We start from the raw sequence: 24816 nt of genomic DNA, 5'->3' as shown, positions 1-24816 counted from the left end.
CTCGGCGGGCCTACGACCCGCCCCGTGCGGGAGCCGGCGCGGCAGACGGTCCGGGCGACACGGCATACGGCCTCGATGCGGTCACGACCTGTCGTCCGGGGCGGCCGCCTACAGGTCGACCGGTTACGGTTTCCGGCATGACGACACGCCCTGCCGCCATCTCCCGCGCCCTCACCGCCACCGCGGCGACCCTGGCGCTGGTGCTGGCTGCTGCGGCCTGCACGACGAGCGAGCCCCCGGTCGGGCCCACCTCCAAGACCGGCCTCCCGGCGGCCACGGCGGCCCCGAGCGCTGCTCTCGCCCCCTACTACGCCCAGAAGCTCGACTGGAAGAAGTGCGGCGACCTCGAGTGCGCCGACCTGCGGGTCCCGCTCGACCACGCGGCCCCGGACCCGTCGAAGGACCTGACGATCAAGGTCGCCCGGGTCAAGGCCCGTGACCAGGCCAAGCGCCTCGGCTCGCTCCTCGTCAACCCCGGCGGCCCCGGCGCGTCCGGCATCGAGTACGTCCGCGGCGGAGCCGAGACGATCGGCGGCCCTGAGGTGCGTCGCTACTACGACCTCGTCGGCTTCGACCCGCGCGGCGTCGCGAGCTCCGACCCGATCGACTGCCTCGACGACAAGGCGCTCGACCACTTCCTCGCGGCCGATCCGACGCCCGACGACGCCACCGAGGAGCAGGCGCTCGTCACGCAGGCCAAGGCCATGGCCGACGGGTGCCAGAAGGACAACCCCGACCTCGTCAAGCACCTCTCGACCGCCGACGCCGCCCGCGACATGGACATCCTCAGGGCCGCGGTGGGTGACACCCAGCTGAACTATCTCGGCAAGTCCTACGGCACGTTCCTCGGCTCGACGTACGCCGACCTCTTCCCGCAGCGCGTCGGCCGCGTCGTCCTCGACGGTGTCGTGCCGCCCGACCTGACGAGCGCCGAGCTCGGCGAGGGCCAGGCCCGGGGGTTCCAGATCGCGACGCAGGCCTACGTCGAGGACTGTGTCACCGAGGACTGCCCCCTCGGCACGACCCCGGAGGCCGCGCTCAAGGGCCTCGACGACTTCTTCCGCCAGGTCGACCGGCAGCCGCTGCCGACGGGCGACCCCAGCGCGCCGCTGCTCACCGAGGGCTGGGCCCGCCTCGGTGTCGCCGTCGCGCTCTACGACCAGGGCTCGTGGGGCTTCCTCACCGACGCCCTCCGGGAGGCCAAGTCAGGCAACGGCCAGTCCCTCATGCAGCTGGCCGACGCCTATGCGGGCCGTCGTCCGGGTGGCGGCTACGACGGCAACCTCATGGAGTCGATCTACGCCGTCAACTGCCTCGACCGACCGGACAGCCCCGACCTGTCCGCCTACGAGACCTACGCCAAGGACTTCTCGGCCAAGGCGCCGACGTGGGGTGCCAACCTCGCGTGGGGCGCCCTGCCCTGCGGCGTGTGGCCGGTGAAGTCAGCCGTCGGCCCGCACAAGGTGGCGGCCCCCGGCAGCGACCCGATCGTCGTCGTCGGCACGACGCGCGACCCCGCGACGATCTACGAGTGGTCCAAGCGCTTGCGCGACCAGCTCGACAACGCCGTGCTCGTGTCCTACGACGGCGACGGCCACACCGCCTACGGTCGGAGCAACACGTGCGTCGACAGCGCCATCGACGCCTACTACGTGCAAGGGCGCGTGCCCAAGGACGGACTCAAGTGCTGAACGAGGACCCGCGTCCCGACGACCTTCCGGACGCACCGACGGGGTATGCCGCCCTTCCGCCCTCCTACCCGGCGCCTTCGCCGGGTGCCGGACGCGGTGGCACGGACGGGCCCGGTGGGTCCGGAGACCCCGCGCACCCCGCGCCCACCGGCGGCCCCGGGACGGGCCGCACGGCCCGGTCGTCGCTGCGACCGGTGCTCGCGGCCGTCGCCGTGGTGGCCGTCGTCGCAGCGCTGGTCCTCGCCGTCTGGCGGATCGGCAACCCGCCGACCGTCGCCCAGCCCCGGGTCACGGCACCGGCGTCAGGCGTCCCGGCACCGGGCACCACGGACGTGCCGCCCGCGACGCAGGCGCCGAACGGCAGCGTCAGGGCGGACTACCCGGCGGCCCTCGCGCCCTTCTACACCCAGCAGCTCGGCTGGTCGCCGTGCGCCGACAACGCCAAGCACGAGTGCGCCACGATGGAGGTGCCCGTCGACTACGCCAAGCCGGCCGGCGACCGCTTCACCCTCGCGCTGCGCAAGGCCCCGGCCACCCAGCCGTCCAAGCGGCTCGGCTCGCTCGTCATCAACCCCGGAGGGCCCGGCGGCTCCGGGGTGGAGTACGCCCAGTACTCGTCGTTCGTCTTCTCTCCGGGGGTCCGGGCGGCCTACGACATCGTCGGCTTCGACCCGCGGGGGATCGGGGCGTCGAGCCCGGTGCGGTGCCTGAGCAACTCCGACATGGACCTGCTCTTCAGCGCCGACCCGACGCCCGACTCGGCGGCCGAGCGCTCGACCCTGCTCGCCGACGTCGACGGGGTGACGAAGCGCTGCGCGGCGCGCGGTGGCGACCGGGCGATGCACATGAGCACGACCGAGGTGGCCCGCGACATGGACGTCATGCGGGTGCTCCTCGGCGACGAGAAGCTCAACTTCTTCGGCGGCTCCTACGGCACGTTCCTCGGCGCGATCTACGCCGACACGTTCCCGAAGAAGGTCGGCCGGATGGTGCTCGACTCGGCGATGTCGCCCAACCAGACCGAGCAGCAGGAGATGACGTACGACATCCAGGGCTTCGAGTCCTCGATCGACGCCTTCATCGACTGGTGCGTCGCCCGGCCCGACTGCGCCCTCGGCAGCGACAAGGCCGGCGCCCGCCAGAAGATCGTCGACCTGCTCGACAGCGTCGAGAAGAACGGCCTGACGACGACGAAGCCGGGCCTGACCCGGATCGGCGAGGGATGGGTCGGCTTCGCCATCTTCATGTGCCTCTACTCCGACCAGTCCTGGCCGACGCTCGACAAGGGGCTCGCCCAGGCGTTCACCGGCAAGGGGGACATCCTCCTCGCCAAGGGCATGTCGGTCGTCGAGCGCGGCATCACCGGCGACTACGCCCCGAGCACCTACCTGCAGGCGATGATCCCGGTGCGGTGTGCCGACTGGCCGCGGTCGGCGGGCGACCCCTCCCTGGCCGCGGAGCAGAAGAAGGCCAAGGCCGCGCACCCGCTGTGGGCCCGGATGACCGGTGAGCTCTACGACAACTGTCGCACGTGGCCGACGGCCGGGCGCGCTCCCAAGGGAACGACGCTCGCGGCCGGCGCCGACCCGATCCTCGTCATCGGCAACGAGCGTGACCCGGCGACGCCGATCGGCGGCACGAAGCAGCTCGCCAAGGATCTCGCCTCGGGCGTTCTGCTCACTTCGGACCACGACGGGCACGGCACCTACTACGCTGGCAACTCGTGCGTGGACTCCGCCGTGGACGGGTACCTGCTCAGGGGAACGGCGCCGCGCGACGGCACGACCTGCTGAGCCGACTGCTCGCGCCCATCGTCTCCGTCGCGGTCCTCGCGGCGCTCGTTCTGCTTGCCGCCGCCCCGCCCCACGGGACCGGCGAGGCCAATGGTGACGCCGCGAGCGGCGGCACGTCCGGCACTTCGGCGGCGGGCTCGTCGAGCCCGGACCCCGACGGCGCCGCCGGGGCGGACGGTGACGCACCGCAGCGCGACCGGGTCGAGCTCGGCACGCCGACGTCGGAGCCCGCCCAGGGTCTCGACGTCTTCTACGACCAGACGATCAGCTGGCACGCCTGCGACGTCACGGGCGACGGGCGGGGCTCCGACGACGACCGGTGCGGCACGGTGCGCGTCCCTGTCGACTACCTCGCACCGCGTGGGGAGACGGTTGAGATCGCCCTGCGCAAGGTACCTGCGGGCAACCCCAAGGCACGCAAGGGCACGCTCTTCATCAACCCCGGTGGCCCTGGCGCCTCCGGACTCGAGTTCGCGATGGAGGCCCGGGACTTCTTCTCCGACGACGTCCGCGAGGTCTGGGACGTCGTGGGCTTCGACCCACGCGGCATCGGTGAGTCGGGCGGCTTCGCCTGCCTGCGCAGCAGGGACCTCGACGCGATGTACGCGGCCGATCCCACCCCGGACACCAAGGCCGAGAAGGCGGCGGCCGTAGCGTCACGGACGGCTCGGCTCCAGGGGTGCCTGGCCCGAGGCGGTGCGCTCGCCCGCAACATGGGCTCCGAGCAGGTGGCGCGCGACCTCGACGTCATGCGTGACGCCGTCGGCGACGCCCACCTCAACTACTACGGCATCAGCTACGGCACGCTCATCGGGGCGCTCTACGGCGCCCAGTTCCCGGACCGGATCGGGCTCATGGTCATCGACTCGGCGGTCTCGCCCGACTACTTCGCGTCGGACTCGGCCTCGCAGGACGCCGTCGACGGCTGGGCCGAGGACGAGGCCGCGACGGTGGAGGACGGGCTCGACGCCTTCCTGCAGGACTGCGTCGACCAGGGTGACTGCGCTCTCGGTGACGATGTCGACACGGCACGCACCCGCCTGCTCGCCTTTCTCGACCGGCTCGACCGCAAACCGCTCCCGAGCGACGCGCAGGGCATCCCGCGGCTCACCGAGGGCTGGGCCGTCACGGCCATCAACGCGGTGCTCCTCTACCCCGACTCCTGGGCGGACGTCGAGGACGCGCTCCACGTGGCGCTCGAGGACGGTGACGGCACCGACCTCGTGTGGACCGCGATGGACACGGTGATGCGTGACGACGACGGGTCGTACGTCGGCGGCTACGAGGAGAGCCACCTGCCGATCCACTGCGCGGACTGGCCGCTCGACGCGACGTCGCAGATGGAGCCGAGTGCCTCCGTCCTCGCCGAGCACCCTGTCTACGCGCACCTCCACGGCGTGCCGACGGACTCCTGCGAGGGTTGGGTGGGCACCCAGCGCACCAACCTCATCCTCACCGTGGACGCGACGTCCCCGGTGCTCGTCCTGGCCAACGAGCGCGACCTGACCACCCCTCCCGACGGCACGCGCGAGATGGGTCACGGCATCTTCGGGTCGCGCTTCGTGCTCGTCGACGCGGACGGCCACGGGGTCTATGCCAACGGCAACGACTGCGCAGACGCGATCGTCGACGACTACCTCGTGCGGGGACTCGCGCCCCGCAACGGCGAGGTCTGCGACGCCTGACGCTGCAAGGCCCCGACGCCGCGACGGCGTACGCCGGAGGCCTCGACCCAGCCGGCTCGGCCGGTCGGCTCGGTCAGTCGGCTCGGGCAGTCATTGAGTCGGTCAGTCGGTCGAGACCCGGACGACGATCTTGCCGGCGGTGTGCCCCTCCTGGCTGAGCCGGAAGGCGTCCGCCAGCTCCTCGAGCGGGAAGGTCTGAGCGACCGGCACCGTCAGGGTGCCGTCCTCGAAGAGCGCGGTCAGTCGGGCCAGCTCGGCGCCGTCCGGCCGCACCCAGACGTAGCTGCCGCCGGCCTCGGCGACCGACCCGTCGGCGATCGAGGCGTGGCGTCCACCGTCGGCGAGCACGGCCGTCGTCACGTCGAGCACGTCACCCACGAAGTCCGCGACGGCGTCGACGCCGTCGGGAGCGAGTGCACGGATGCGGTCGACCACGCCGTCGTCGTAGGTCACCGGCTCCGCACCGAGCTCGTGCAGGCGGGCGTGGTTGCTCTCCGACGCCGTCCCGATGACACGGGCGCCGAGCGATCTGGCGATCTGCACGGCGAGCGAGCCGACGCCGCCGGCCGCGGCGTGGACGAGCAGGGTGTCGCCCTCGCCGACCTCGAGGCGGGTCAGCAGGCGCAGGGCGGTGAGGCCCGCGAGCGGGAGGCCGGCCGCCTCGTCCCACGACATCGACGCGGGCTTGGCGGCGACGGTGCGCACCGGCACGCTGACGAGCTCGGCGAACGTGCCACCGTGGACGTAGTCCTTGCGGGCGTAGGCCAGCACCTCGTCGCCGGGGGAGAACTCGGGGGTGTCGAAGCCGACCGCCTCGACGACCCCGGACACGTCCCACCCCGGGACGACGGGGAACCGCACGTCCATGACGGCGTCGAGGCCGCCCGACATGAGCTTCCAGTCCACGGGGTTGACCGACGCGGATCGCACCCGCACGAGCACCTCTCCGGGCCCGACCTTGGGGCGCGGTTGCGCGGTGAGGGCCAGCGACTCGGGTCCGCCGTACGTGTCGTAGGTCATGGCGCGCATCGTCGCGGTCGAGGCGTTCGACTCGGTCATCGTGGGTCCTTCCTGGGGAATGGCCGGTGGGGTTCCGGGGGGTCTCCTCAGGTCAAGGCCGAGGGGTCGGCGCGGCATTCCCGGGGGTCGGCACCGGCTCGATCGCGGCCGGTGGCGACGTGCCGACGGCCTCGTCGGGGCACGATTTTTCTCCGGCAAGGGTCGTGCGTATACTCAACCTCCGTGCCCGGTCGCGCTCGTCGCGGCCTGCACGACCAGCCGCTTTAGCTCAGTCGGCCAGAGCGATTCACTCGTAATGAATAGGTCATCGGTTCGATTCCGATAAGCGGCTCGGCTCGAGGCCCCGTCACCTGCGTTCGTCGCAGGCGGCGGGGCCTTCTCCGTGTCCGACACGCCACGGCGCGGGCGCATCCCTGGCCCGCGGGACGGCATACTCCCGGAATGACGAAGGAGCCCACCTGCGCGCGCGCAGGACGGGCTCCTTCGAGGCTGGTGCGGATGGGGGGGTGCGTGCCAGCCGTGGGGGTGTTACAGGTGTGACAGTAATGAACCTGTCGCCACGTGTACGGACTTTCGACAAATTTGTGGTGAGAAGTTTTGGAATGGCTCGTCGTGGGGCTTTTGTCGAAAGGTGCCTGTCGAGCCCGGGCCGCCGTCGATCTGGCACAGTGACCCGGTGAGCGCGACCCGGGCAGACGTGGGCCAGGACGTCCTGGCCGAGACGCTGGCCGTCGCCGCCGGTCTCGTCGGAGGCCCGCTGCGAGCCGTGGGCGAGCCCTTCCCCGGCAGCCGCCGCACGCTCGTCGTGCGAACCGTCGACCCGTCGGGCCGCTCGTTCGTGGTCAAGCGCTACCTCAGCGACGAGGGACGCGAGGCCTACGCCCGCGAGGCGTCCGCTCTCGAGGCGCTGACCGGGGTCGCGCAGACACCGACCCTCGTGGCTGAGTCCAGCGACCCGCGCCTCGTCGTCATGGGCGACCTCGGGGACGGCACTCACCTGGCCGACGCGCTCCTCGGCGACGACGCCGACCGGGCTTCGACCACGTTGTCCGGGTGGGCCACGGCCGTGGCGGGTCTGCACCGGGCCGGGCACCAGGTGCGCGAGGCCTTCGAGGCCGGCGTGCTGTCCCGCTCGTCGGAGCCGGTCGACGTCGACTACCTCCCGGCACATCTCGCCGAGGCGGTCTCGGTGTGGGAACGCCTCGCCGCTGCCCTCGACGTCCCGGTGCCGGCGGGGACGTTCGACGTGATCGCGAAGGTGCCGGACCGCTTCCGGGTCGATGCCTGCAGCCTGTCCGCCGCCGACATGTGCCCCGACAACAACCTCGTCCGCGACGCGGGGCTCGTCCTGCTCGACTTCGAGTTCGCGTTGTGGCGACCGGTCGTCTGGGACGCGGCCTACCTCCGGGTGCCGTGGCCGACGTGCTGGTGCGCCTGGTCGCTCGAGACGTCGGCCGCGGAGGTGGCACTGGGGCGATGGCGGGACGCCGTGGCCCTGGAGTGGCCCGAGGTGCTGGGTGCCGACTTCGACCACGACCTCGACCTCGCGACGGAGGCGTGGGCCTGGCTCGCCGGCAGCTGGTGCCTGGCCGGGCTCGTCGACGGGGAGCCGCAGGGGGTCAACCCGGTCAAGCCGATGCCGCGCATGCCCGACCGGGTGCACCGCTTCCTGCGCACCGCGGCGCTCGGGCGGGCGCTGCCCGAGCTCGCCGAGGTCGCGCTCCGGCTGGCGCGTGCCGTCGAGACGACGTATGCCGCCACCGACGTGCCGCTCGCCCCGGCGTTCACGGGTGGTGCCGTCCGGTGACGGCCTGGACGACGCGGAGGGCCACCGCCGCGGATGCTGCCGTCGTGGTCGGCCTGCGGGCGTTGATGTTCTCGGCGATGGGGGTGCCGGGCGTCGACGACCCGGGCTGGCAGGAGGCGGCCACCGCGTGGTTCGAGCGGGAGCTCGACGGCGGCCGGGCCTGCGTGGTCGTCGCCGAGGACGCCGACGGCGAGGTCGTGGCCGGGGCCATGGCGGCGCTCCGCTTCGAGACCCCCTCGCCCGTGAACCCGAACGGTGTCTGGGGTCTCGTCAACAACGTCGCGACCCATCCTCGGGCGCGCCGGCAGGGCCTCGCCCGGGCGTGCGTCGTCGGCGTCCTCGACTGGTTGCGCGACGAGACGCAGGCCTCGGTCGTCGAGCTCTTCGCGACTGGGGAGGGGTCGGGGCTCTACGAGGAGCTCGGCTTCACCCCGACGGCCTGGCCTGCGATGCGGCTCCGCCTCGACCGCTGACGCCCCGCCGGTGTGCGGGCCGCGGCGCCTGGGTGGTCGGGTTCGCGGGCCGGTGCGCGTCGGTTCGGGGGCCGCGGCGCCTGAGTGGTCGGGTTCGCGGGCCGGTGCGCGTCGGTTCGGGGGGCCGTGGCGCTGGAGGTGCAGGGGGTGCTGGCTGGCCTCAGAGGTGCTACCGCGCACCGTTCGGGCTCAGGGGATGGTCGCCGGCGCGGCCTCGTGCGGTTGGGCGCGCTCGAGGACCCGTCGGAATCCCCACGAGACGAGGACGGCCGCGGCGCCGGCGCCGACGGTGACGGCATACGCCGGCGTGTGGCCGCCCCAGTCGGCGAGGCGTCCGGCGAGCGCGGCTCCGACCGCGTAGCCCAGCCCCGTGGCCGCGGCGAGCGCCGTCATCGCGGCGCCGGTGCGGGACGGCGGCGTGACGCGCTCGCCCAGCGTGAACGTCGTGATCATGTAGGGCGCGACGGTGAGGCCGAGCACGAGCAGGACGGGCACGAGCGCGGGCAGCGACCCGACGAGCAGGAGCGGCGCCGAGAGGGTGAGCAGGCCGACGGCGAACCATCGCAGCCGCGCCGACAGCGCGAACCGGGCGGGGAGTCCTGCGACGGCGAGACCGGCGATGACGCTGCCGACCCCGAGCAGCGCGTGGAAGTAGCCCGTGAGGCCGGGGGAGCCTGCGGCGGTGGCGAGGACGGACGTGCCGGTCTGGACCGACCCGAAGACGGTGCCGACGAGCAGCTGGGCGGCGCACAGGACGACGACGGCGGGGGTCATCAGCCGGCCGACGGCGCCGCTCGTCCGTGACGTCGCGGCGTGCGTGACCGTCGCGGTCTCGTGCAGGGCGAACCACGTGCCGAAGACGGCGAGGCCCGCGGCCGCGAGCGCCAGCGCCGCCGTGGGACTCGCGAGCGAGACGCCGAGCCCGACGAGCGCCGGGCCCAGGACGAAGGAGGCCTCGTCGGCCGCGCCCTCGTAGGAGAAGGCGGCGTCGACGAGCCGGTGCTGGCGGGCCCCGGTCTCGGCGGTGATGGGGCGCCAGCGCACGCGCGCCAGCGGACCGATCTGCGGCAGAAGGAGACCCGCGATTGCGCTCGCGACCGCGGCCACGCCCCAAGGGAGTCCGGCGTTGACGACGAGGAGGATGCCGACGAGGCCGGCCGCCCCGGCGAGCGACTGGAAGGCGACGACGCGTCGCTGGCCGAGCCGGTCGGCCCGGGCGCCCCAGAAGGGGGCCCCCACGGCGTTGGCCACGGCGAGGGCACCGGCGCAGAAGCCGCCCGCGCCGTAGCTGCCGGTGGCGGACGACACGAGCAGGAGGGTGCCCAGCTGGCTCATCGCGAGCGGCATACGAGCCAGGAAGGCGACGACGATGTAGGTGCGGCCGGTGAGGCCGAAGAGGTGGCGGTAGGAGTCGATGGGTGACACGTGTGCAGCTCCGGATCTGGTCGCGGGGTACGCGACAAACGGTGCGTGCCTACCCGCCCAACAGGTCACGCCAGATCCCTGTGCAGCTCCCAGTGTAGGGCGTCGCGGACCGGCGCCCGGTCGCCGCTCATCGGGTGGGCCGCCGGACGGCGACCGGCGACGATCCGCCTGGTCGTCAGTCGCGCATGTGGTGGGCCTGGCGCACCGAGGGCGAGAGCCGGTAGATCGCCTCGACCAGCCCGGCGCCGACCGCGCCGACCGCGAGCGACTGCCACACGAGCGGCAGCGGCGCGTCGAGGTTGAAGAATGACGCGGCGACCGGCCACGCGAACGCCGTGACGGCGAGCGCGACCATCGAGGCGACGAGCACGGCCTTCCACAGCCGGAAGGGCCGGGCGAGCACGACGAGGATCCAGAAGAAGACGGTGAGGAGCGTGATCGTCGCGCCGCTGCCCGGCTGCCAGCAGGCGACGTCGGCGACGGTCTTGGCGCCGGACTCGACGGCACACCGGGTCGAGAACTCGTCGGGCGGCACGCCGTAGCTGCTGCCGGCGAGCAGGTAGGACGTGATGACGGCGAGTCCCGCGACGGCCCCGGACGGCACGGCGAAACGCAGGATGCGCCCGAGGAAGCCGGAGAGGTAGCGGCGCTTGTTGGGTCCGAGGGCGAGGAAGAACGCCGGGATGCCGATGGTCACGGCCGAGACGAGCGTCAGGTGGCGCGGCAGGAACGGGAAGGGGACGGCGATGAGCGCTGCCGCGAGGATGGCCACGAGGCTCATCGCGTTCTTGGCGAGGAAGAGGTTGGCGACGCGCTCGACGTTGCCGATGACCCGGCGTCCCTCGGCGAGCACGTCGGGCAGGTGCGAGAACTTCCCGTCGAGCAGGACGAGCTCGGCGACCGCCTTGGTGGCCTGGGCCCCGTTGCCCATGGCCACGCCGATGTCGGCGTCCTTGAGGGCGAGGGCGTCGTTGACCCCGTCTCCGGTCATCGCCACGACGTGACCGTCGGCCTGGAGTGCGTGCACGAAGGCGCGCTTCTGCTCCGGGGTGACCCGGCCGAAGACCGTGTGCGCCGCGAGGACCTCCCGCAGGGCGTCCTGGTCGTCGGGCAGCGTGCGGGCGTCGACGGGCTCGCCGACGTCGAGCCCCACGGTCCGGGCCACGGCGGCGACGGTGACCGGGTTGTCGCCCGAGACGACCTTGATGGCGACGCCCTGCTCGGCGAAGTAGTCGAGCGTCGCCCTGGCGTCGGGGCGCACCTGCTCCGTGAGCGTCACGAGGGCAGCCGGGGTGATGTCGGCGGGCAGCGTCGCCTCCGTGAGGTGCGTCTCGCTCCGGGCGAGCAGGACGACACGTCGCCCGGAGTCCGCGAGCTCGGCGACCCGGGCCCGGATCGACTCGATCACCTCGGGCGGAGAGGGCTGCGGGTCGGCGGCGAGCAGCACCTCCGGCGCGCCGAGCACCCACGTCGAGCGCTCGGCGAAGCACGCCGCGCTCCACTTGCGGGAGGAGTTGAACGGGATCGTCTGCGTGCGCTCCCAGCCGGGCGCCTCGACGGCGGCGGCCACGGCCGTCAGGGTGCCGTTGGCGTTCGGGTCGTCGGCGAGCGCCCCCAGCGCGCAACGGATCTCGTCGGCGTCCTGCCCGGCGAGGGTGTGCGCGTCCTCGAACGCGATCTCGCCCGCGGTCAGCGTCCCCGTCTTGTCGAGGCAGACGACGTCGACCCGGGCGAGACCCTCGACGGCCGGAAGCTGCTGGACGAGGACGTTGCGCCGTGTCAGCTGCACCGCGGACAGGAGGAATGCGACCGACGTGAGGAGCACGAGCCCCTCGGGCACGAGACCGACGACGCCGGCCGCCGAGCGGATGACGACCTCGCGCCATCCCTGGTCGCCGACCGTGCGCCACTGCGACCAGATCGCGATGGGCAGGGCACCGACGATGACCCACGTGATGTAGGTCAGGAGGGTGTTGATCGACTCCTGAATCTCCGAACGGGTGCGCGTGAACTTCCTTGCGTCGGCGGCGATCCGGTTGACGTAGGCGTCGGCGCCGACCTTGCTCGCGTGGTAGCGGCCCGACCCGGCGACGACGCTCGTGCCGGACATGATGTCGTCGCCCTCGCCGTGCGGCACCGGGTCGGACTCCCCGGTGAGGTTCGCCTCGTTGAGCTCGAGCCCGGCGCTCGCGAGGAGGGTGCCGTCGGCGGGCACCTCGTCGCCCGTGCGCAGCTCGATGAGGTCGTCCAGCACCACCTCGGTCGTCGGCACGACCCGCACCTCGCCGTCGCGCACGACCCGCGTCGTCGGGGCGTTGAGCAGCGCGAGCCGGTCGAGCTTCCGCTTGGCGAGGTACTCCTGCACGATGCCGATGGCGGAGTTGACGACGAGGACGATCCCGAAGAGCCCGTCGGCGAACGACCCCGTCACCATGACGAGGACGAAGAGGGCGCCGAGGATCGCGTTGAACCGGGTCAGCACGTTGGCCCGGACGATCTCGCCGATCGAGCGCGACGTCCGCTCGGTCAGCGCGTTGACGGCGCCACGCGAGACGCGCTCGGCCACCTCGGCGCCCGTGAGCCCCTCGGGCCGGGTCAGGGTCGCCCCGCCATGGGTCGCGTCGTCCGTCGTCCCGTGCGTCGCCCCGTCTGCCGTCACCGGCCCATTGTCGTATGCCGGGTGCCCGCCTCCGCGGTGGAACGCGCGCGAGCGCTGCGGTGGGCGTCTCGGGAAGCCGGCGCGACGGCATACGACCCTCGTCCTCCGGTGGTGGACAAAGGTTACTGATCGGTCTTCGGACGAGGTCCGGGGCGCTTCTCGGGTCGTGGGACGATGGGGCGCGTGACTGAGTCGATCCAACGTGCCCGCGCCACCACTGCCTCCTACTCGATCACGATGCGGATCCACGCCGGCACCGACCCGGCGGTCATCGGGGCCCTCGCCGTGAAGGTCGCCGAGAGCGGCGGCATCACCACGGCGCTCGACATCGTCGACTCGCACCCGGACCGGCTCGTCATCGACCTCACCTGCTCCGCCAGCAACGCGGAGCACTCGACCGAGGTCGTCGACGCCGTGGAGACGCTCGAGGGCGTCCGCGTCCACAAGGTCTCCGACCGCGTCTTCCTGCTGCACCTCGGCGGCAAGATCTCCGTCGAGTCCAAGGTCAACCTGCGCAACCGCCAGGACCTCGCGATGGCCTACACGCCCGGCGTCGGCCGCGTCAGCCAGGCCCTCTTCGAGCACCCCGAGGACGTGCCGCGCCTGACGATCAAGGGCAACTCGGTCGCCGTCGTCACGGACGGGTCGGCCGTGCTCGGGCTCGGCAACATCGGCCCGATGGCGGCCCTTCCGGTCATGGAGGGCAAGGCGGCGCTCTTCAAGCGCTTCGCCGACATCGACGCGTGGCCGATCTGCATCGACACGACCGACGTCGACGAGATCGTGCGCACCGTCGAGCTCATCGCCCCCGGCTTCGGCGGCATCAACCTCGAGGACATCGCCGCCCCGCGCTGCTTCGAGATCGAGGCCAAGCTGCGCGAGCGCCTCTCGATCCCGGTCTTCCACGACGACCAGCACGGCACCGCCATCGTCGTGCTCGCGGCACTGAAGAACGCGCTGCGCTGCATCGACATGAAGCTGCCCGACGCGCGCATCGTCGTCTCCGGCGGTGGCGCGGCCGGCTCGGCGATCGTCCAGCTGCTGCTCGCCGCCGGCGCGGTCGACGTCACCGTCTCCGACCGCCCGGGCCTGCTCAACCGGGACGACGAGTCGCTGACGCCGGCGTGGCGCGACCTCGCCGAGAAGACGAACCCGCGCGGCCTCACCGGCACCCTGCGCGACGGCCTCCAGGGCGCCGACGTCTTCATCGGCGTCAGCGCGCCGCACATCCTCGCGCCCGAGTGGATCGACGAGATGGCCGAGAAGCGCATCGTCTTCGCGCTCGCCAACCCCGACCCCGAGGTCGACATCTACGAGGCGACGCAGCGCGCCACCGTCGTCGCGTCGGGCCGCAGCGACTACCCGAACCAGATCAACAACGTCCTGGCCTTCCCCGGCGTCTTCCGCGGCCTGCTCGACGCCCGGGCGACCGACGTCACGACCGAGATGCTCATCAAGGCCGCCGACGCCATCGCCTCGGTCGTCACCGACGAGCAGCTCAACCCGAACTACATCATCCCGAGCGTCTTCCAGCCCGACATGAGCAAGACCGTCGCCAAGGCGATCGTCGACTGCGTGCCCAAGGCCCCGGCGAAGAACATCCCGATGACCGGCGCCAACTGAGGAGCACGACCCACCGGATGACGAGCACGACCCATCCCGGACAGCGCTATCCGCTCGACGGCCGCCGCGCCTGGGCGGTCTGGGCGGCCGCCATCTCGGTCTACGTCCTCGCCGTCTTCCACCGCACGTCGCTCGGTGTCGCCGGTCTCGAGGCCGCCGACCGGTTCGGCATCTCCAGCTCGCAGCTGTCGACCTTCACGATCGTCCAGGTCTTCGTCTACGCGGCGATGCAGCTGCCGGTCGGGGCGCTGCTCGACCGCTACGGCAGCAAGCGGATGCTCGGGGTCGGGCTCACCCTCCTGACGCTGGCCCAGTTCGGCTTCGCGTTCGTGCACGCCTTCCCGGCCGCACTGCTCTGCCGGGTGCTGCTCGGCATGGGCGACGCCATGGTGTTCATCTCGGTCCTGCGCCTCGTCGCCCTGTGGTTCTCGCCGCGGCGCACGCCGATGGTGACGCAGCTGACCGGCGTCCTCGGCCAGCTCGGGGCGCTCGCCGCTGCCGGCCCGCTCGCGGCCGCGCTCGACCACTTCGGCTGGACCCCGTCGTATGCCGTGGCGGCGTCGGTCGGCGTGCTCACCGGGGTCGCGCTCGTCGTCGTCGTCAAGGACAGCCCCTATGTCGACCACCACCGCGACGAGCTGCGGCTCCGGGCCATCGCGCGCACCCTCAAGGCGGCGTGGCTCGTGCCGGGGACCCGCCTCGGGCTGTGGTCACACTTCACGTCGCAGTTCGCCGCAAACATGTTCACGATGCTCTGGGGCTTCCCGTTCCTCATTGCAGGACAAGGCGTCTCGGCGTCGACGGCCAGTGTGCTGCTCATGCTCATGGTCGTCACGACGGTTGTGTCGAGCCCCGTCATCGGCACGCTGACGATGCGCTACCCGTTCTCGCGCAGCACCCTCGTGCTGTGGATCGTCGCCGCCGCGATCGCCGCCTGGACCGTGGTGCTGCTCTGGCCCGGGCGCGCGCCGCTGTGGATGCTCGTGGTCCTCGTCGTGCTCATCGCCATCGGTGGCCCGGGTTCGATGATCGGCTTCGACCTCGCGCGCACGTTCAACCCGCCGACCCGCATCGGCAGCGCCTCGGGCATCGTCAACACCGGCGGCTTCATCGCCACGCTGACGGCGGTGGCCCTCGTCGGTGTCGTCCTCGACCGGGTCGCTCCCGGTGGGCCGTCGACGTGGGACGTCGACGCGTTCCGGGTCGCGATGACGGTGCAGTACCCCGTGTGGGCGCTCGGCATCGTGCAGATCCTGCGCTATCGCCACAAGGCGCGGCGCGCGGCCCTCGAGGCCGACCCCGACGCGTACGCCGCCATGCAGGCCGGCCGCTCCGTCACCTTCCACTGACGTTCAACTGACGGTCGCGGCCCCGCTGATCGGTCGAGAGGCCACGTTTCGGGGGTGCCGACCCGTCGAGTGGTCACGTCCGGCGGTCTAGCCTGCTCGGGAGGAGGAGCGATGGCGACGTGGGCGGACGTGGACGAGCTGGCCGGGCGCCTGCCCGGCGCGGTGCTCGGGGTCGCCCACGAGGGCTCTCCCGCCTGGCACGCCGGACGGCATACGTTCGCTCGTCTGCGCTGGGACGACGACGGGCGCGAGCTCGTCCAGGTGTGGACCGGCGAGATGGACACGGAGCAGGCGCTGGCCGACCGGCTCGACACGTTCGTGCGGGTCGACACCTTCCGCTACCGCGTGTCGATGTGGGCGCGCCTCGACCGCCTCGAGCGGGCTGAGCTCGCGGAGCTGCTCGTCGAGTCCTACGACATCCGCGGCGGGCGCCGCCGGCGCGGCGACACCGACGTGGCCGACCTCTTGCGCAACACACCGTGAAAGTCGCAACCCACCGGGATCGGATCCCGGTGGGTTGCGAACTGTTCGGTGTGTTGACCAGGGGGGCGGCCTGGGATCGACAGTGTGGGCGTCAGGCGTCGCCGACCGTGAGGGCCTCGGCCTCCGTGCGGGACGTGACCGCCTCGGCGCCGTGCCCGGGCGCCTCGTCGAGCGCGCTGATGATCCGGCGAGCGGTGAGGAGCACGAGGACGGCGAGCACGACGGCGGCCGAGCCCACCCAGAACGGCAGGTGGATCGACTTCTCGCCGAGGTTGCCGGCGAGCCAGGGGGCCACCGCGCCGCCGCTGAAGCGGACGAAGGAGTAGGCCGCCGACGCGACCCCGCGCTCGACGGGGGAGACCTTCATGACCGTCTCGGTGATGAGCGTGTTGTTCACACCGAGGAAGGCGCCGGCGAGGATGACGCCGACGACGAGCACGGTCTTGTTGTCGGTCCAGACCGCCATGGCGGCGAGGATGACCGCGAAGCCGAGCAGCGCGCCGACGATGCCGGCCAGCGTGCCGAAGCGGCGCTGGATCATCGGGGCGACGAAGACCGACGTGATCGCGAGCAGGACACCCCAGCCGAAGAAGATGAAGCCGATCTCGTGCGCGCCCATGGCGAGCGGGAACGGCGTGAAGGCGAGCAGCGTGAAGAAGCCGAAGTTGTAGAGCAGCGCGGTGATGCCCACGGTGAGCAGGCCGCGGTGGCCGAGGGCACGCAGGGGTGCCGTGATCGAGGTCGGGTTCTCGGCCGGCGGGGTCTTCGGCAGCGTCGTCAGGGTCGCGATGAACGCGACGGCCATGAGCAGGGCGACGCCGTAGAACGGCCAACGCCACGAGATGCCGCCCAGCCAGCCGCCGAGCAGCGGGCCGGTCGCGATGCCGACACCGAGGGCGGCCTCGTAGAGGATGATCGCCTGCTTGACCGAGCCGGAGGCCGCGTTGACGATCGTCGCCAGTGCCGTCGCGATGAAGAGCGCGTTGCCGAGGCCCCACAGGGCGCGGAAGGCGACGATGCCGCCGACGGTGTCCTGGCTGCCGGCGAAGGCAGCGCCGACGATGATGAGCGCGAGGCCGAGCAGCAGGGTGCGCTTGGCGCCGACGCGGCTGCTGACCCAGCCGGTGCCGAGCATCGCGATGCCCATGACGGCGAGATAGCTGGTGAACAGGAGCGAGACCTGCGACGGGCCGGCGCCGAGCTCGTCGGCGATCGGCTTGAGGATGGGGTCGACGAGGCCGATGCCCATGAAGGAGATCACGCAGGCGAAGGCGATCGACCAGACGGTCTTGGGTTGGCGCCACATGGTGGTGGTCATCCGTCCTTTCGGGTGGGGTGCGGGACAGGGGTGTCCGCCGCGGCGGCGAGCAGCTCGTTCAGGACATCGATGGCGACGCGGACCCGGTCGAGGGCCGGTCCGTCGAGCTGGTCGAGGACGGGGGACAGGACGGCCAGTCGGGCCCGGCGCAGGCTCTCGACCGTGGCGTGGCCGTCGTCGGTGAGGGAGATGACCGTGGCGCGCGCGTCGTCCGGGTCGGACCCGCGGTGCACCCAGCCCGACGCCTCGAGGCGCTGGAGCTGCGTGGTGATCGTCGGCTGGCTGCTGTGATCGGCGGCCGCGAGGGCGCTGACGCGGGAGGGGCCGAGCTCGTCGAGGAGGGCGAGCAGCCGGGCCTGCGCGAAGGGCACGTCGAACGACGCGTGGCGGCTGGCCCAGCGCGAGAGTCGCGCGGCCGAGCGCAGCAGCTCGTTGCCCAGGGTGGTCGGTTCGGTCACTCGCTGCAATTTACATAGATAACCTATGCATATCAAGTCGAGCGTGGCCGACGTGGGACAGGGCGCTCAGTCGAGTGGGACGGGGCGCTCACTCGAGTGGGACGGAGCGCTCGGTCGACTGGGACGGAGCGCTCACTCGAGGGAGGAGGGCTCAGGCGAGCTGGCGCAGCACGCCGTCGGCGACGTCGGCCACGTGGTCGAGGTCGGACAGGTCGAGGACCTGGAGGTAGACCCGCTCGGCGCCGACCGCCTCGAACGCCGCGATCTTCTCGACGACCTCGTCGGGGGAGCCGGCGAGGCCGTGCTCGCGCAGCTCGCCGAGGTCGCGCCCGATGGCCTCGGCGCGGCGTCGCAGGGTCGCGTCGTCGCGTCCCACGCAGACGACCTGGGCCGCCGAGTACCTGAGCGAGCCGACCTCTCGGCCGGCCTCTCGAGCCATGCCACCGACCCGCTCGAAGAGCCGGCCCGCATCGGGGGCCGACACGAACGGCGCGTTGAACTCGGCGGCATACCTCACGGCCAGTGCCGGCGTGCGTCGCTTGCCGCCACCACCGATGATGATCGGGACGCCACCAGGCTGCACCGGCTTCGCCAGTGCGGGGGAGTCGATGACGGGGTAGTGGGTTCCGTTGTGGCTGAAGGTCTTCCCGGGCTCGGCAGTCCAGAGGCCGGTGATCACCGCGAGCTGCTCCTCGAGGCGGTCGAAGCGCTCGCCGAGCGGCGGGAAGGGGATGCCGTATGCCGTGTGCTCGGCCTCGAACCAGCCGGCGCCGAGTCCCAGCTCGACCCGTCCACCACTCATCTGGTCGACGCCGGCGACCTGGATCGCGAGCGGACCGGGCAGGCGGAAGGTGGCGGACGTGACGAGCGTGCCGAGGCGGATCGTCGACGTGTCACGCGCCAGACCGGCGAGTGTGGTCCACGCGTCGGTCGGCCCCGCGCCGCCGTCCCCGCCCATGGCGAGGTAGTGGTCGGAGCGGAAGAAGCCGCTGAACCCGAGATCCTCGGCGGCACGGGCGACGGCGAGGAGGTCGTCGTAGGTGGCGCCCTGTTGTGGCTCGGTGAAGAGGTGCAGGTCGACGGTCATGCCCCTGCAACCACGGGTCAGGCGCGAACAATCCCGTCGACGACGACCTCGAGCATGGGCCGGACGTCGAGGTCGGCGTGGCTCGTGTCGGCCACGCTCGCGACACCGCTGACGAGGCGCATGACGTTGGCGGCGTCGACGCCGGGGCGCAGCTCGCCCTCGGCGTCGAGGTGGTCGATGACGCGGCGGTTGGCATCGCCCATGACGCGGCACTTGCGGTACATCGGGGACGCCGGGTCGTCCATGGCGGCACAGATCTTGCTGGCGGCGCCCCGGTGGAGCGTGATGTGGTCGATGAAGTGCTCGAACCAGCCGAGCAGCATCTCCCGTGCGGGCTGTCCCGTGGCGATGGCGGCGTCGGCGTCGGCGGACACCCGGTCGGTCCAGTCCTGCATGAGGGCGTCGACGAGGGCCTCGCGGGTGGGGAAGTGGCGGTAGAGCGTGCCGGGGCCCACCCCGGCCCGCTTCGCGATCTCGTCGAGCGAGGAGTCCGTGCCGCGCTCGGTGAAGACGATGCGGGCGGTGGCGAGGATCTTGTCGTAGTTGCGCCGGGCGTCGGCGCGCATCGGGCGAGGCAATTTCTCGGGGCTCTCCTGAGCCAGACCGTCAGCCGAATCCCTCTGGGCGGCAACAGATCCCGGCGACGACTCGAGCGTCGCACTGCCAGCTTCGGCAGGCCTCACGAGAAATCTCCCTTGCTAAAACGGAGACAGTCTCCATATTGTGGGTCAGGCAGAACCGGAGTGGTTCTCCGCTAATCGTAGCGCCGATCGTCGTCACAGAGGAGTCCGGCACCCATGACCACCACGATCCAGCCCACCCGACAGGCCCGACGCGTCCACCTGTCGCACCTCGCCACGACCCACCGTGCCCCGCTCGTGCCCCGCGGCACCCACGGAGCCGAGGGCACCCACGGCACCCAGGGCGCCAGCGACGGCGAGCGCCGCCGCCGCACCCGCGCCACGTCCTTCACGCCCATGGCCCGCGACCTCACCGACGAGAGCTCGCCGCGCCTGTCCACGCACCACGAATCCTGAGGTCAGAGATGTCGACCAGCACCACCGCATCACCCGTCACCCGACAACCCGAGCGCTCCGCGGGGGAGCGGGCCGCCCGACGCGGAGCCATCGGCCTCGGCGTCGTCCTCGTCGCCCAGCTCATGCTCGTGCTCGACGCGACCGTCGTGAACGTCGCGCTCCCGCACATCCAGACCGACCTCGGGTTCACGCCCGCGGGCCTCTCCTGGGTGCTCAACGCGTACACCCTCGCCTTCGGCGGGCTGCTGCTCCTGGGCGGGCGCCTCGGCGACGTCTTCGGGCGACTGCGCATCTTCGAGGTCGGCCTCGCGATCTTCACGATCGCGAGCCTGCTCGGTGGCCTCGCCACGTCCCCGGCCTGGCTCATCGCCGCGCGCACCCTCCAGGGCGTCGGCGCCGCGTTCGCCGCACCGAGCGTCCTCGCCCTGGTCACGACGAGCGCCCCGAACGAGGCGGCCCGCAACCGCGGTCTCGCGCTCTTCACGGCCGTGTCGTCCGCGGGCGCGTCCATCGGCCTGCTCCTCGGCGGGATCCTCACCGACTACGTCAGCTGGCACTGGACGCTCTTCGTCAACGTCCCGATCGGGGCCGTCGTGCTCGTCCTCGCGCGCCGCTTCGTGACCGAGACGCCGAGGATCCGTGGCCGCTTCGACGTGGTCGGCGCGGTCACCGCTACCCTCGGTTCCGTCTCCGTCGTGCACGGCTTCATCAGCGCGGCCGACCGCGGCTGGGCCTCGCCCCTGACGATCGGCTCCTTCGTCGTCGGCGCGCTGCTCATCGCGCTCTTCGTGCGCACCGAGGGTCGGGTCAGCTCGCCGCTGCTGCCACTCGCGCTCGTCCGCAACCGCACCCGCGGGGGAGCCCTCGTGCTCATGGCCCTCGTCGTCGGCGCGCAGTTCTCGACGTTCTTCCTCGTGACCCAGTACCTCCAGCTCGTCCTCGGCTTCAGCCCGGTGGCGACGGGCGCCGCGTTCCTCCCGCTCAGCCTCGCGATCTTCGCGACGTCGCGGGTCAGCGCCCGTCTCGTCGCCAAGGTCGGTCCCCGGCCGATGCTCCTCGTGGGCACGCTGGGCCTGACCGCCAGCTTCGTGTGGCTGAGCTCCATGTCGACGACGAGCACGTATGCCGGCCACCTCCTGGGTGCGCTGGTGCTCAACGGCGTGTCGGCCGCTCTCGTCTTCATGCCGGTCACCGTCGTCGTCCTCGGCGGCGTCGACCGCGCCCAGGCCGGCACGGTCTCCGGGCTGCTCCAGACCGCGCAGCAGCTCGGTGGCGCCGTGGGCCTCGCCGCGATCGTCAGCGTGTACGCCTCGCAGGCGGTCCCCGGCCAGTTCGTGCCGGGCGTCGAGCCGGCGTTCCTCACGTCGGCGACGTTCACCCTCGTGGCACTGCTCGTCGCGGCGTTCGTGCTCCGGCCGCGCCCGGCCCAGGCGGTCGCCGCATCGTCCGAGGCGACCCGCGAGCCGACTCGAGAGACGGTGGCCGTCGCCGCAGCAGACGGCGCCGAGGCGAGCTGACACCCTCCCTCGGCATCAACCGGCGCATGGTGCTGCGTCCGGTGGGGTCATCACCCCACCGGACGCGGCACCATCTGCCGTTCCATCTGTCCGGATGCCCGGCGCGGATCAGAGGGCCTCAGCCGAGACGCGTGGCCGAGCGCTCCGCGAGGGTCTCGGCGTCAACGCCCTCGACGAGCGCCGGCGACGCCGACACCACGCTGACGGAGACGCGCGTCCCGGTGCGCACGACCGCCACGGCCTGCCGCAGGGCGTGGTTGTCCTGCTCGAAGTCCATGGTCCAGCGCTGGCCCTCCGACCCGTCGGCGAGCGTGACCTGTGTGGCCCTCGTGGCGCTGAAGGTCACGCCCTTCATCCCCTCGTTCGAGGGATCGGTGCACAGCGTCCGCCAGTCGACGACGGCCGACAGCATCTGCTGGGCGTCGGCCGCCTCGCGGAAGTCGAGGACCCACTGGTCGGCATGGAGGTCGCCGGCCTCCACCGTCGACGAGTACATCCGTTTCAGGCCGTACTGACCTTCCGGGTTCGTCGTCTGGCACGCCGTGATGGTGGCCTGTCCGGCCCCCTCACCGGTGTGCAGCCGGGCCGTGCCGAAGCCGGCGGCGAGGTAGTCGTTGGCGACCATGAGGTCCTTCTCCGACAGGGCTGCCCGCGCCGGTGCCGGGCCCGCGGGGAGGGACGTCGACGCGGCGGACGTCGTGGCGACGCGCGTCGGGCTCGTCGGCGCGCTGCTGCCCGACGACGGTGTCGACGGCCGCGACCCAGCGGTCGCGCCGGGGCTCGTGGCGGGGCTCGTGGCGGCGCCGGACCCACCCGCTCCGGGTGTCGCGCCGGCGTCGGTCACGCCGTGGATGAGGACGCCCACGGCGACGCCCGCCACGGCGGCCGAGGCGAGGACGGCGGCGACGGTGGTGTTCCTGCTGGTCATGGTGACTCTCCCTGTGGTCGGCCCGTGACGGACCCGTGTGCCCGAGCCGGTCGGCGGGGGTGTGGACACCCCTGGAGATGCTCCGGCACGGGCTTTTGTTGCCGCGAGCGGGCCACGATCTTCGACACCCGGCCCTGGTGAGCGCGGCCGCGGCTCAGCCGCGCCCTCGGCCGAAGCTCGGCGGCGCCTCAGCCGCGTACTCAGCCGAACCGTTCGACGAGGTGCTCGCGCATGAAGGCACGGGCGTCGTGGATGCGTGCCTTGGCCGTGCCGAGCGGGACGCCGGTGATGGCGGCGACCTCGTCGTAGGGCAGCTGACCGAGGTCGCGGAGCACGAAGGACTCGACGAGGTGGGGCTTGGCGGCCTCCATCGCGTCGAGCGCCTCCATGAGGTCGACGCGTGAGCCGGCCATGACGCTCGTCGTCCGCGGGTCGAGCGCCTCGGGCATCACGGCCACTGCCTGCTCCGAGCCGCGACGCTTGAGCGAGCGGTAGGTCGAGCGGGCGCTGTTGGAGGCGATGACCGTGACCCAGCCGACGAACGACCCGCTCCCCGAGAAGGACCCGAGCTTCGAGGCCACGGCGACGAGCGCGTCCTGGCAGGCCTCCTCGGCGTCCGGACGGTGTGGCAGGAGCCGGGCGCAGCGCCGCATCACGAGCGGTTCGAGCGCCCTCACGAGGTCGTCGAGGGCCCGCCCGTCGCCCTCGAGCGCCGCGAGCCGCAGCCGTTCGAGCGACTCCACCTCCGGCGTGTCGTCGTGCAGCACGATGTGCTCCGTTCCCCTGACCCGGAGCCCGCCCGCCGCAGCGGATGGGCCATGATGACGCGATGGAGGCTATCGGTCGCTACCAGCTCCGGCACCGACTGGGCGCCGGGGCCTTCGCGACCGTCTGGCTCGCGCACGACCCCGATCTCGCCGTCCCCGTGGCGATCAAGGTCCTCGCCGACAACTGGAGCTCCGACCTCGACATCCGTCATCGCTTCCTCGCCGAGGCGCGGCTCCTGCGCCGGCTCTCCGACGACCGGGTGGTGCGTGTGCACGATCTCGGTGAGCTCGACGACGGGCGCCCGTACTTCGTCATGGACTACGTCGACGGCGGCACGGTCGCCGACGTCCTCCGGGCGGTCGTTGCGTCGGACGAGGCCCGCGACCCCGCGCGCGCCCTCGCCATCGGGGCCGACGCGGCCCGTGGCCTGCACGTGCTCCACGAGCACGGTGTCGTCCACCGCGACGTCAAGCCCGGCAACCTGCTCCTGACCGACCGCGGTGGGCGCGACCACGTCGTCATCGCCGACCTCGGCATGGCCAAGGCTCTCGCCGAGTCCTCGGGTCTCACCGTGACCGCCGGCACCCCGGCCTACATGGCGCCCGAGCAGGCCCATGGCACCAAGGGATTCGACGAGCGCGCCGACGTCTACGCCGCCGCGGCCGTGACGTACGCGCTCCTGACCGGGAGGTCGCCGTATGCCGTCGACGACGGCCTCCTCAGCATCGCCACCCGCGACCCGAAGCTCACCCCGTCGCCCGTAGCTCCCGTCGCCGGCACCCCCCGCGACCTCGACGAGCTGCTCCGCTCGGCCCTCGCCCACGACCCGGCCCGCCGCCCACGGACCGCGCTGGAGCTCGCGGACCGGCTGGACGGCATACGCCATCGGCTCGCGACGGGTGCGGCGGAGACGGCTCCCGTGGGCACCTGGGCCGGCGGGGCGCTCGTCGGTCTCGCGGCGGCCACCGTCGCGGTCTTCACGCTCGCGACGTGGCTGACCCTCCGCCTCCTCGGGTGAGGTGACGGAGGGCCGGACGGGTCGTGCGGGCTCAGTGCCCCTGCGGCATCGCCCAGCGGGCGGTCGAGGTGCCCTGCTCCTTGGCGCGGTCGAAGGCCTCGCCGATGATCTTCTCGGCGGCCTCGCGGTTGCCCCAGTCGGAGCCCTCGACGTGCTTGCCGGGCTCGAGGTCCTTGTAGCGCTCGAAGAAGTGCTGGATCTCGTCGAGCGTGAACGTGCTGACGTCGGAGATGTCCTGGACGTCGGCGGTGCGCGGGTCGACGGGCACGCAGAGCACCTTGTCGTCACCGCCGGCTTCGTCGGTCATGTGGAAGACACCGATCGGGCGGGCCTCGACGACGACACCGGGGAAGACCGGCTCGGGCAGCAGCACGAGAGCATCCAGGGGGTCACCGTCCTCGCCGAGCGAGTCCTCGATGTAGCCGTAGTCGGCGGGGTAGGCCATCGGGGTGAAGAGGTAGCGGTCGAGGCGGATCCGACCGGTCTCGTGGTCGACCTCGTACTTGTTGCGCTGTCCGCGCGGGATCTCGATGGTGACGTCGAACTCCACGTCTTCCCCTTCTTCACGGTCTTCGGGTGCTGTCTCGGGTGCGGCTCGGGTGTCGGGGCACCCGTCGGCGGCTGACAGAATCGTCCGCGACAGTGTGTCAGCAAGGGCGGTCCTTGCGCGAAACAGC

General features: G+C 72.2%; 21 protein-coding genes and 1 tRNA gene. 12 read left to right on the top strand and 10 right to left on the bottom strand.

Features of this window, described 5'->3' with window-relative positions; genetic code table 11:
* Positions 1-137: 137 nt before the first annotated feature.
* The 3 genes from H283_RS0119160 to H283_RS25755 are packed head-to-tail and all read left to right on the top strand — an operon-like array spanning position 138 to position 5169.
* Entirely contained in the window at positions 138-1691 is a 1554-nt protein-coding gene (locus H283_RS0119160) for an alpha/beta hydrolase (protein ID WP_020145142.1), read from the top strand.
* Positions 1685-3484, top strand: coding sequence for an alpha/beta hydrolase (locus tag H283_RS0119155; RefSeq protein WP_020145141.1), 1800 nt, complete (start codon positions 1685-1687; stop codon positions 3482-3484). Before H283_RS0119160 ends, H283_RS0119155 begins: the two co-directional genes overlap by 7 nt.
* Positions 3415-5169 (top strand): alpha/beta hydrolase, encoded by a 1755-nt coding sequence (locus H283_RS25755; protein WP_020145140.1) that lies wholly within the window; start codon positions 3415-3417, stop codon positions 5167-5169. The genes H283_RS0119155 and H283_RS25755 overlap by 70 nt, the downstream gene beginning before the upstream one ends.
* Positions 5170-5271: 102 nt before the next feature.
* On the opposite strand, the gene H283_RS0119145 is transcribed toward H283_RS25755, so the two are convergent.
* A complete protein-coding gene (locus H283_RS0119145) occupies positions 5272-6198 on the bottom strand; it encodes an NADP-dependent oxidoreductase (protein ID WP_196806030.1) in 927 nt (308 codons plus the stop codon).
* Positions 6199-6446: 248 nt separating this feature from the next.
* On the opposite strand from H283_RS0119145, the gene H283_RS0119140 reads away from it, so the two are divergent.
* The 3 genes from H283_RS0119140 to H283_RS0119130 all read left to right on the top strand — a co-directional run bounded on the left by H283_RS0119140 (position 6447) and on the right by H283_RS0119130 (position 8469).
* A tRNA-Thr gene (locus tag H283_RS0119140) sits at positions 6447-6520 on the top strand.
* Positions 6521-6865: 345 nt separating this feature from the next.
* Entirely contained in the window at positions 6866-7996 is a 1131-nt protein-coding gene (locus H283_RS0119135; protein WP_020145138.1) for a hypothetical protein, read from the top strand.
* Entirely contained in the window at positions 7993-8469 is a 477-nt protein-coding gene (locus H283_RS0119130; protein WP_020145137.1) for a GNAT family N-acetyltransferase, read from the top strand. The genes H283_RS0119135 and H283_RS0119130 overlap by 4 nt, the downstream gene beginning before the upstream one ends.
* 189 nt (positions 8470-8658) lie before the next feature.
* Here the strand turns inward: H283_RS0119130 and H283_RS0119125 are convergent, their stop codons facing one another.
* Both H283_RS0119125 and H283_RS0119120 read right to left on the bottom strand, forming a co-directional pair.
* Positions 8659-9894 carry an MFS transporter gene (locus H283_RS0119125; RefSeq protein ID WP_020145136.1) on the bottom strand — a complete coding sequence of 412 codons (1236 nt, stop codon included), beginning with the start codon at positions 9892-9894 and terminating at the stop codon, positions 8659-8661.
* A gap of 175 nt (positions 9895-10069) precedes the next feature.
* Complete coding sequence (locus H283_RS0119120; protein ID WP_020145135.1) at positions 10070-12553, bottom strand: HAD-IC family P-type ATPase; 2484 nt, start codon at positions 12551-12553, stop codon at positions 10070-10072.
* Positions 12554-12727: 174 nt separating this feature from the next.
* Here H283_RS0119120 and H283_RS0119115 point away from each other — a divergent pair, with 174 nt between their 5' ends.
* The 3 genes from H283_RS0119115 (at position 12728) to H283_RS25750 (ending at position 16008) form a co-directional block, all read left to right on the top strand.
* On the top strand, positions 12728-14176 hold the full coding sequence (locus tag H283_RS0119115; RefSeq protein WP_020145134.1) for an NAD-dependent malic enzyme: 1449 nt from the start codon (positions 12728-12730) through the stop codon (positions 14174-14176).
* 17 nt (positions 14177-14193) lie between these two features.
* Entirely contained in the window at positions 14194-15525 is a 1332-nt protein-coding gene (locus H283_RS0119110; RefSeq protein ID WP_020145133.1) for a nitrate/nitrite transporter, read from the top strand.
* A gap of 111 nt (positions 15526-15636) precedes the next feature.
* Entirely contained in the window at positions 15637-16008 is a 372-nt protein-coding gene (locus H283_RS25750; protein ID WP_020145132.1) for an MmcQ/YjbR family DNA-binding protein, read from the top strand.
* A 91-nt stretch (positions 16009-16099) separates the two neighbouring features.
* On the opposite strand, the gene H283_RS0119100 is transcribed toward H283_RS25750, so the two are convergent.
* From H283_RS0119100 to H283_RS0119085, 4 genes are all read right to left on the bottom strand, one after another.
* On the bottom strand, positions 16100-17326 hold the full coding sequence (locus tag H283_RS0119100) for an MFS transporter (protein WP_020145131.1): 1227 nt from the start codon (positions 17324-17326) through the stop codon (positions 16100-16102).
* A complete protein-coding gene (locus H283_RS0119095) occupies positions 17323-17784 on the bottom strand; it encodes a MarR family winged helix-turn-helix transcriptional regulator (RefSeq protein WP_020145130.1) in 462 nt (153 codons plus the stop codon). The genes H283_RS0119100 and H283_RS0119095 overlap by 4 nt, the downstream gene beginning before the upstream one ends.
* 151 nt (positions 17785-17935) lie before the next feature.
* Positions 17936-18871 (bottom strand): LLM class F420-dependent oxidoreductase, encoded by a 936-nt coding sequence (locus H283_RS0119090; RefSeq protein ID WP_020145129.1) that lies wholly within the window; start codon positions 18869-18871, stop codon positions 17936-17938.
* A 17-nt stretch (positions 18872-18888) separates the two neighbouring features.
* Complete coding sequence (locus H283_RS0119085; protein WP_020145128.1) at positions 18889-19437, bottom strand: TetR/AcrR family transcriptional regulator; 549 nt, start codon at positions 19435-19437, stop codon at positions 18889-18891.
* Between the two features lie 231 nt (positions 19438-19668).
* On the opposite strand from H283_RS0119085, the gene H283_RS0119080 reads away from it, so the two are divergent.
* Positions 19669-19908, top strand: a complete 240-nt coding sequence (locus H283_RS0119080; protein ID WP_020145127.1) for a hypothetical protein — start codon at positions 19669-19671, stop codon at positions 19906-19908.
* A gap of 8 nt (positions 19909-19916) precedes the next feature.
* The gene (locus tag H283_RS0119075; RefSeq protein ID WP_020145126.1) at positions 19917-21425 is read left to right on the top strand and encodes an MFS transporter; all 1509 of its coding nucleotides are present in this window, start codon (positions 19917-19919) and stop codon (positions 21423-21425) included.
* 118 nt (positions 21426-21543) lie between these two features.
* On the opposite strand, the gene H283_RS27870 is transcribed toward H283_RS0119075, so the two are convergent.
* Together H283_RS27870 and H283_RS0119065 are read right to left on the bottom strand one after the other, a co-directional pair.
* Entirely contained in the window at positions 21544-22353 is an 810-nt protein-coding gene (locus tag H283_RS27870) for a hypothetical protein (protein WP_020145125.1), read from the bottom strand.
* Positions 22354-22553: 200 nt separating this feature from the next.
* On the bottom strand, positions 22554-23120 hold the full coding sequence (locus H283_RS0119065) for an RNA polymerase sigma factor (protein ID WP_020145124.1): 567 nt from the start codon (positions 23118-23120) through the stop codon (positions 22554-22556).
* A 62-nt stretch (positions 23121-23182) separates the two neighbouring features.
* Here H283_RS0119065 and H283_RS25745 point away from each other — a divergent pair, with 62 nt between their 5' ends.
* Positions 23183-24139 (top strand): serine/threonine-protein kinase, encoded by a 957-nt coding sequence (locus H283_RS25745; protein ID WP_020145123.1) that lies wholly within the window; start codon positions 23183-23185, stop codon positions 24137-24139.
* Positions 24140-24170: 31 nt separating this feature from the next.
* Here the strand turns inward: H283_RS25745 and H283_RS25740 are convergent, their stop codons facing one another.
* Positions 24171-24689, bottom strand: coding sequence for an inorganic diphosphatase (locus H283_RS25740; protein WP_020145122.1), 519 nt, complete (start codon positions 24687-24689; stop codon positions 24171-24173).
* Positions 24690-24816: the final 127 nt, after the last annotated feature.

The organism is Terracoccus sp. 273MFTsu3.1, assembly GCF_000383675.1.
Taxonomy (GTDB): domain Bacteria; phylum Actinomycetota; class Actinomycetes; order Actinomycetales; family Dermatophilaceae; genus Terrabacter.
This window is presented reverse-complemented; position numbering and strand designations above follow the sequence as displayed.

What these genes read in the sequence shown, in the direction of transcription:
- H283_RS0119160 (WP_020145142.1), top strand. Translation starts at nt 138, where the DNA reads ATGACGACACGCCCTGCCGCCATCTCCCGCGCCCTCACCGCCACCGCG.
- H283_RS0119145 (WP_196806030.1), bottom strand. Translation starts at nt 6,198, where the DNA reads ATGCGCGCCATGACCTACGACACGTACGGCGGACCCGAGTCGCTGGCC.
- H283_RS0119115 (WP_020145134.1), top strand. Translation starts at nt 12,728, where the DNA reads ATGGGGCGCGTGACTGAGTCGATCCAACGTGCCCGCGCCACCACTGCC.
- H283_RS0119110 (WP_020145133.1), top strand. Translation starts at nt 14,194, where the DNA reads ATGACGAGCACGACCCATCCCGGACAGCGCTATCCGCTCGACGGCCGC.
- H283_RS25750 (WP_020145132.1), top strand. Translation starts at nt 15,637, where the DNA reads ATGGCGACGTGGGCGGACGTGGACGAGCTGGCCGGGCGCCTGCCCGGC.
- H283_RS0119100 (WP_020145131.1), bottom strand. Translation starts at nt 17,326, where the DNA reads ATGACCACCACCATGTGGCGCCAACCCAAGACCGTCTGGTCGATCGCC.
- H283_RS0119090 (WP_020145129.1), bottom strand. Translation starts at nt 18,871, where the DNA reads ATGACCGTCGACCTGCACCTCTTCACCGAGCCACAACAGGGCGCCACC.
- H283_RS0119085 (WP_020145128.1), bottom strand. Translation starts at nt 19,437, where the DNA reads ATGCGCGCCGACGCCCGGCGCAACTACGACAAGATCCTCGCCACCGCC.
- H283_RS0119080 (WP_020145127.1), top strand. Translation starts at nt 19,669, where the DNA reads ATGACCACCACGATCCAGCCCACCCGACAGGCCCGACGCGTCCACCTG.
- H283_RS0119075 (WP_020145126.1), top strand. Translation starts at nt 19,917, where the DNA reads ATGTCGACCAGCACCACCGCATCACCCGTCACCCGACAACCCGAGCGC.
- H283_RS27870 (WP_020145125.1), bottom strand. Translation starts at nt 22,353, where the DNA reads ATGACCAGCAGGAACACCACCGTCGCCGCCGTCCTCGCCTCGGCCGCC.
- H283_RS25745 (WP_020145123.1), top strand. Translation starts at nt 23,183, where the DNA reads ATGGAGGCTATCGGTCGCTACCAGCTCCGGCACCGACTGGGCGCCGGG.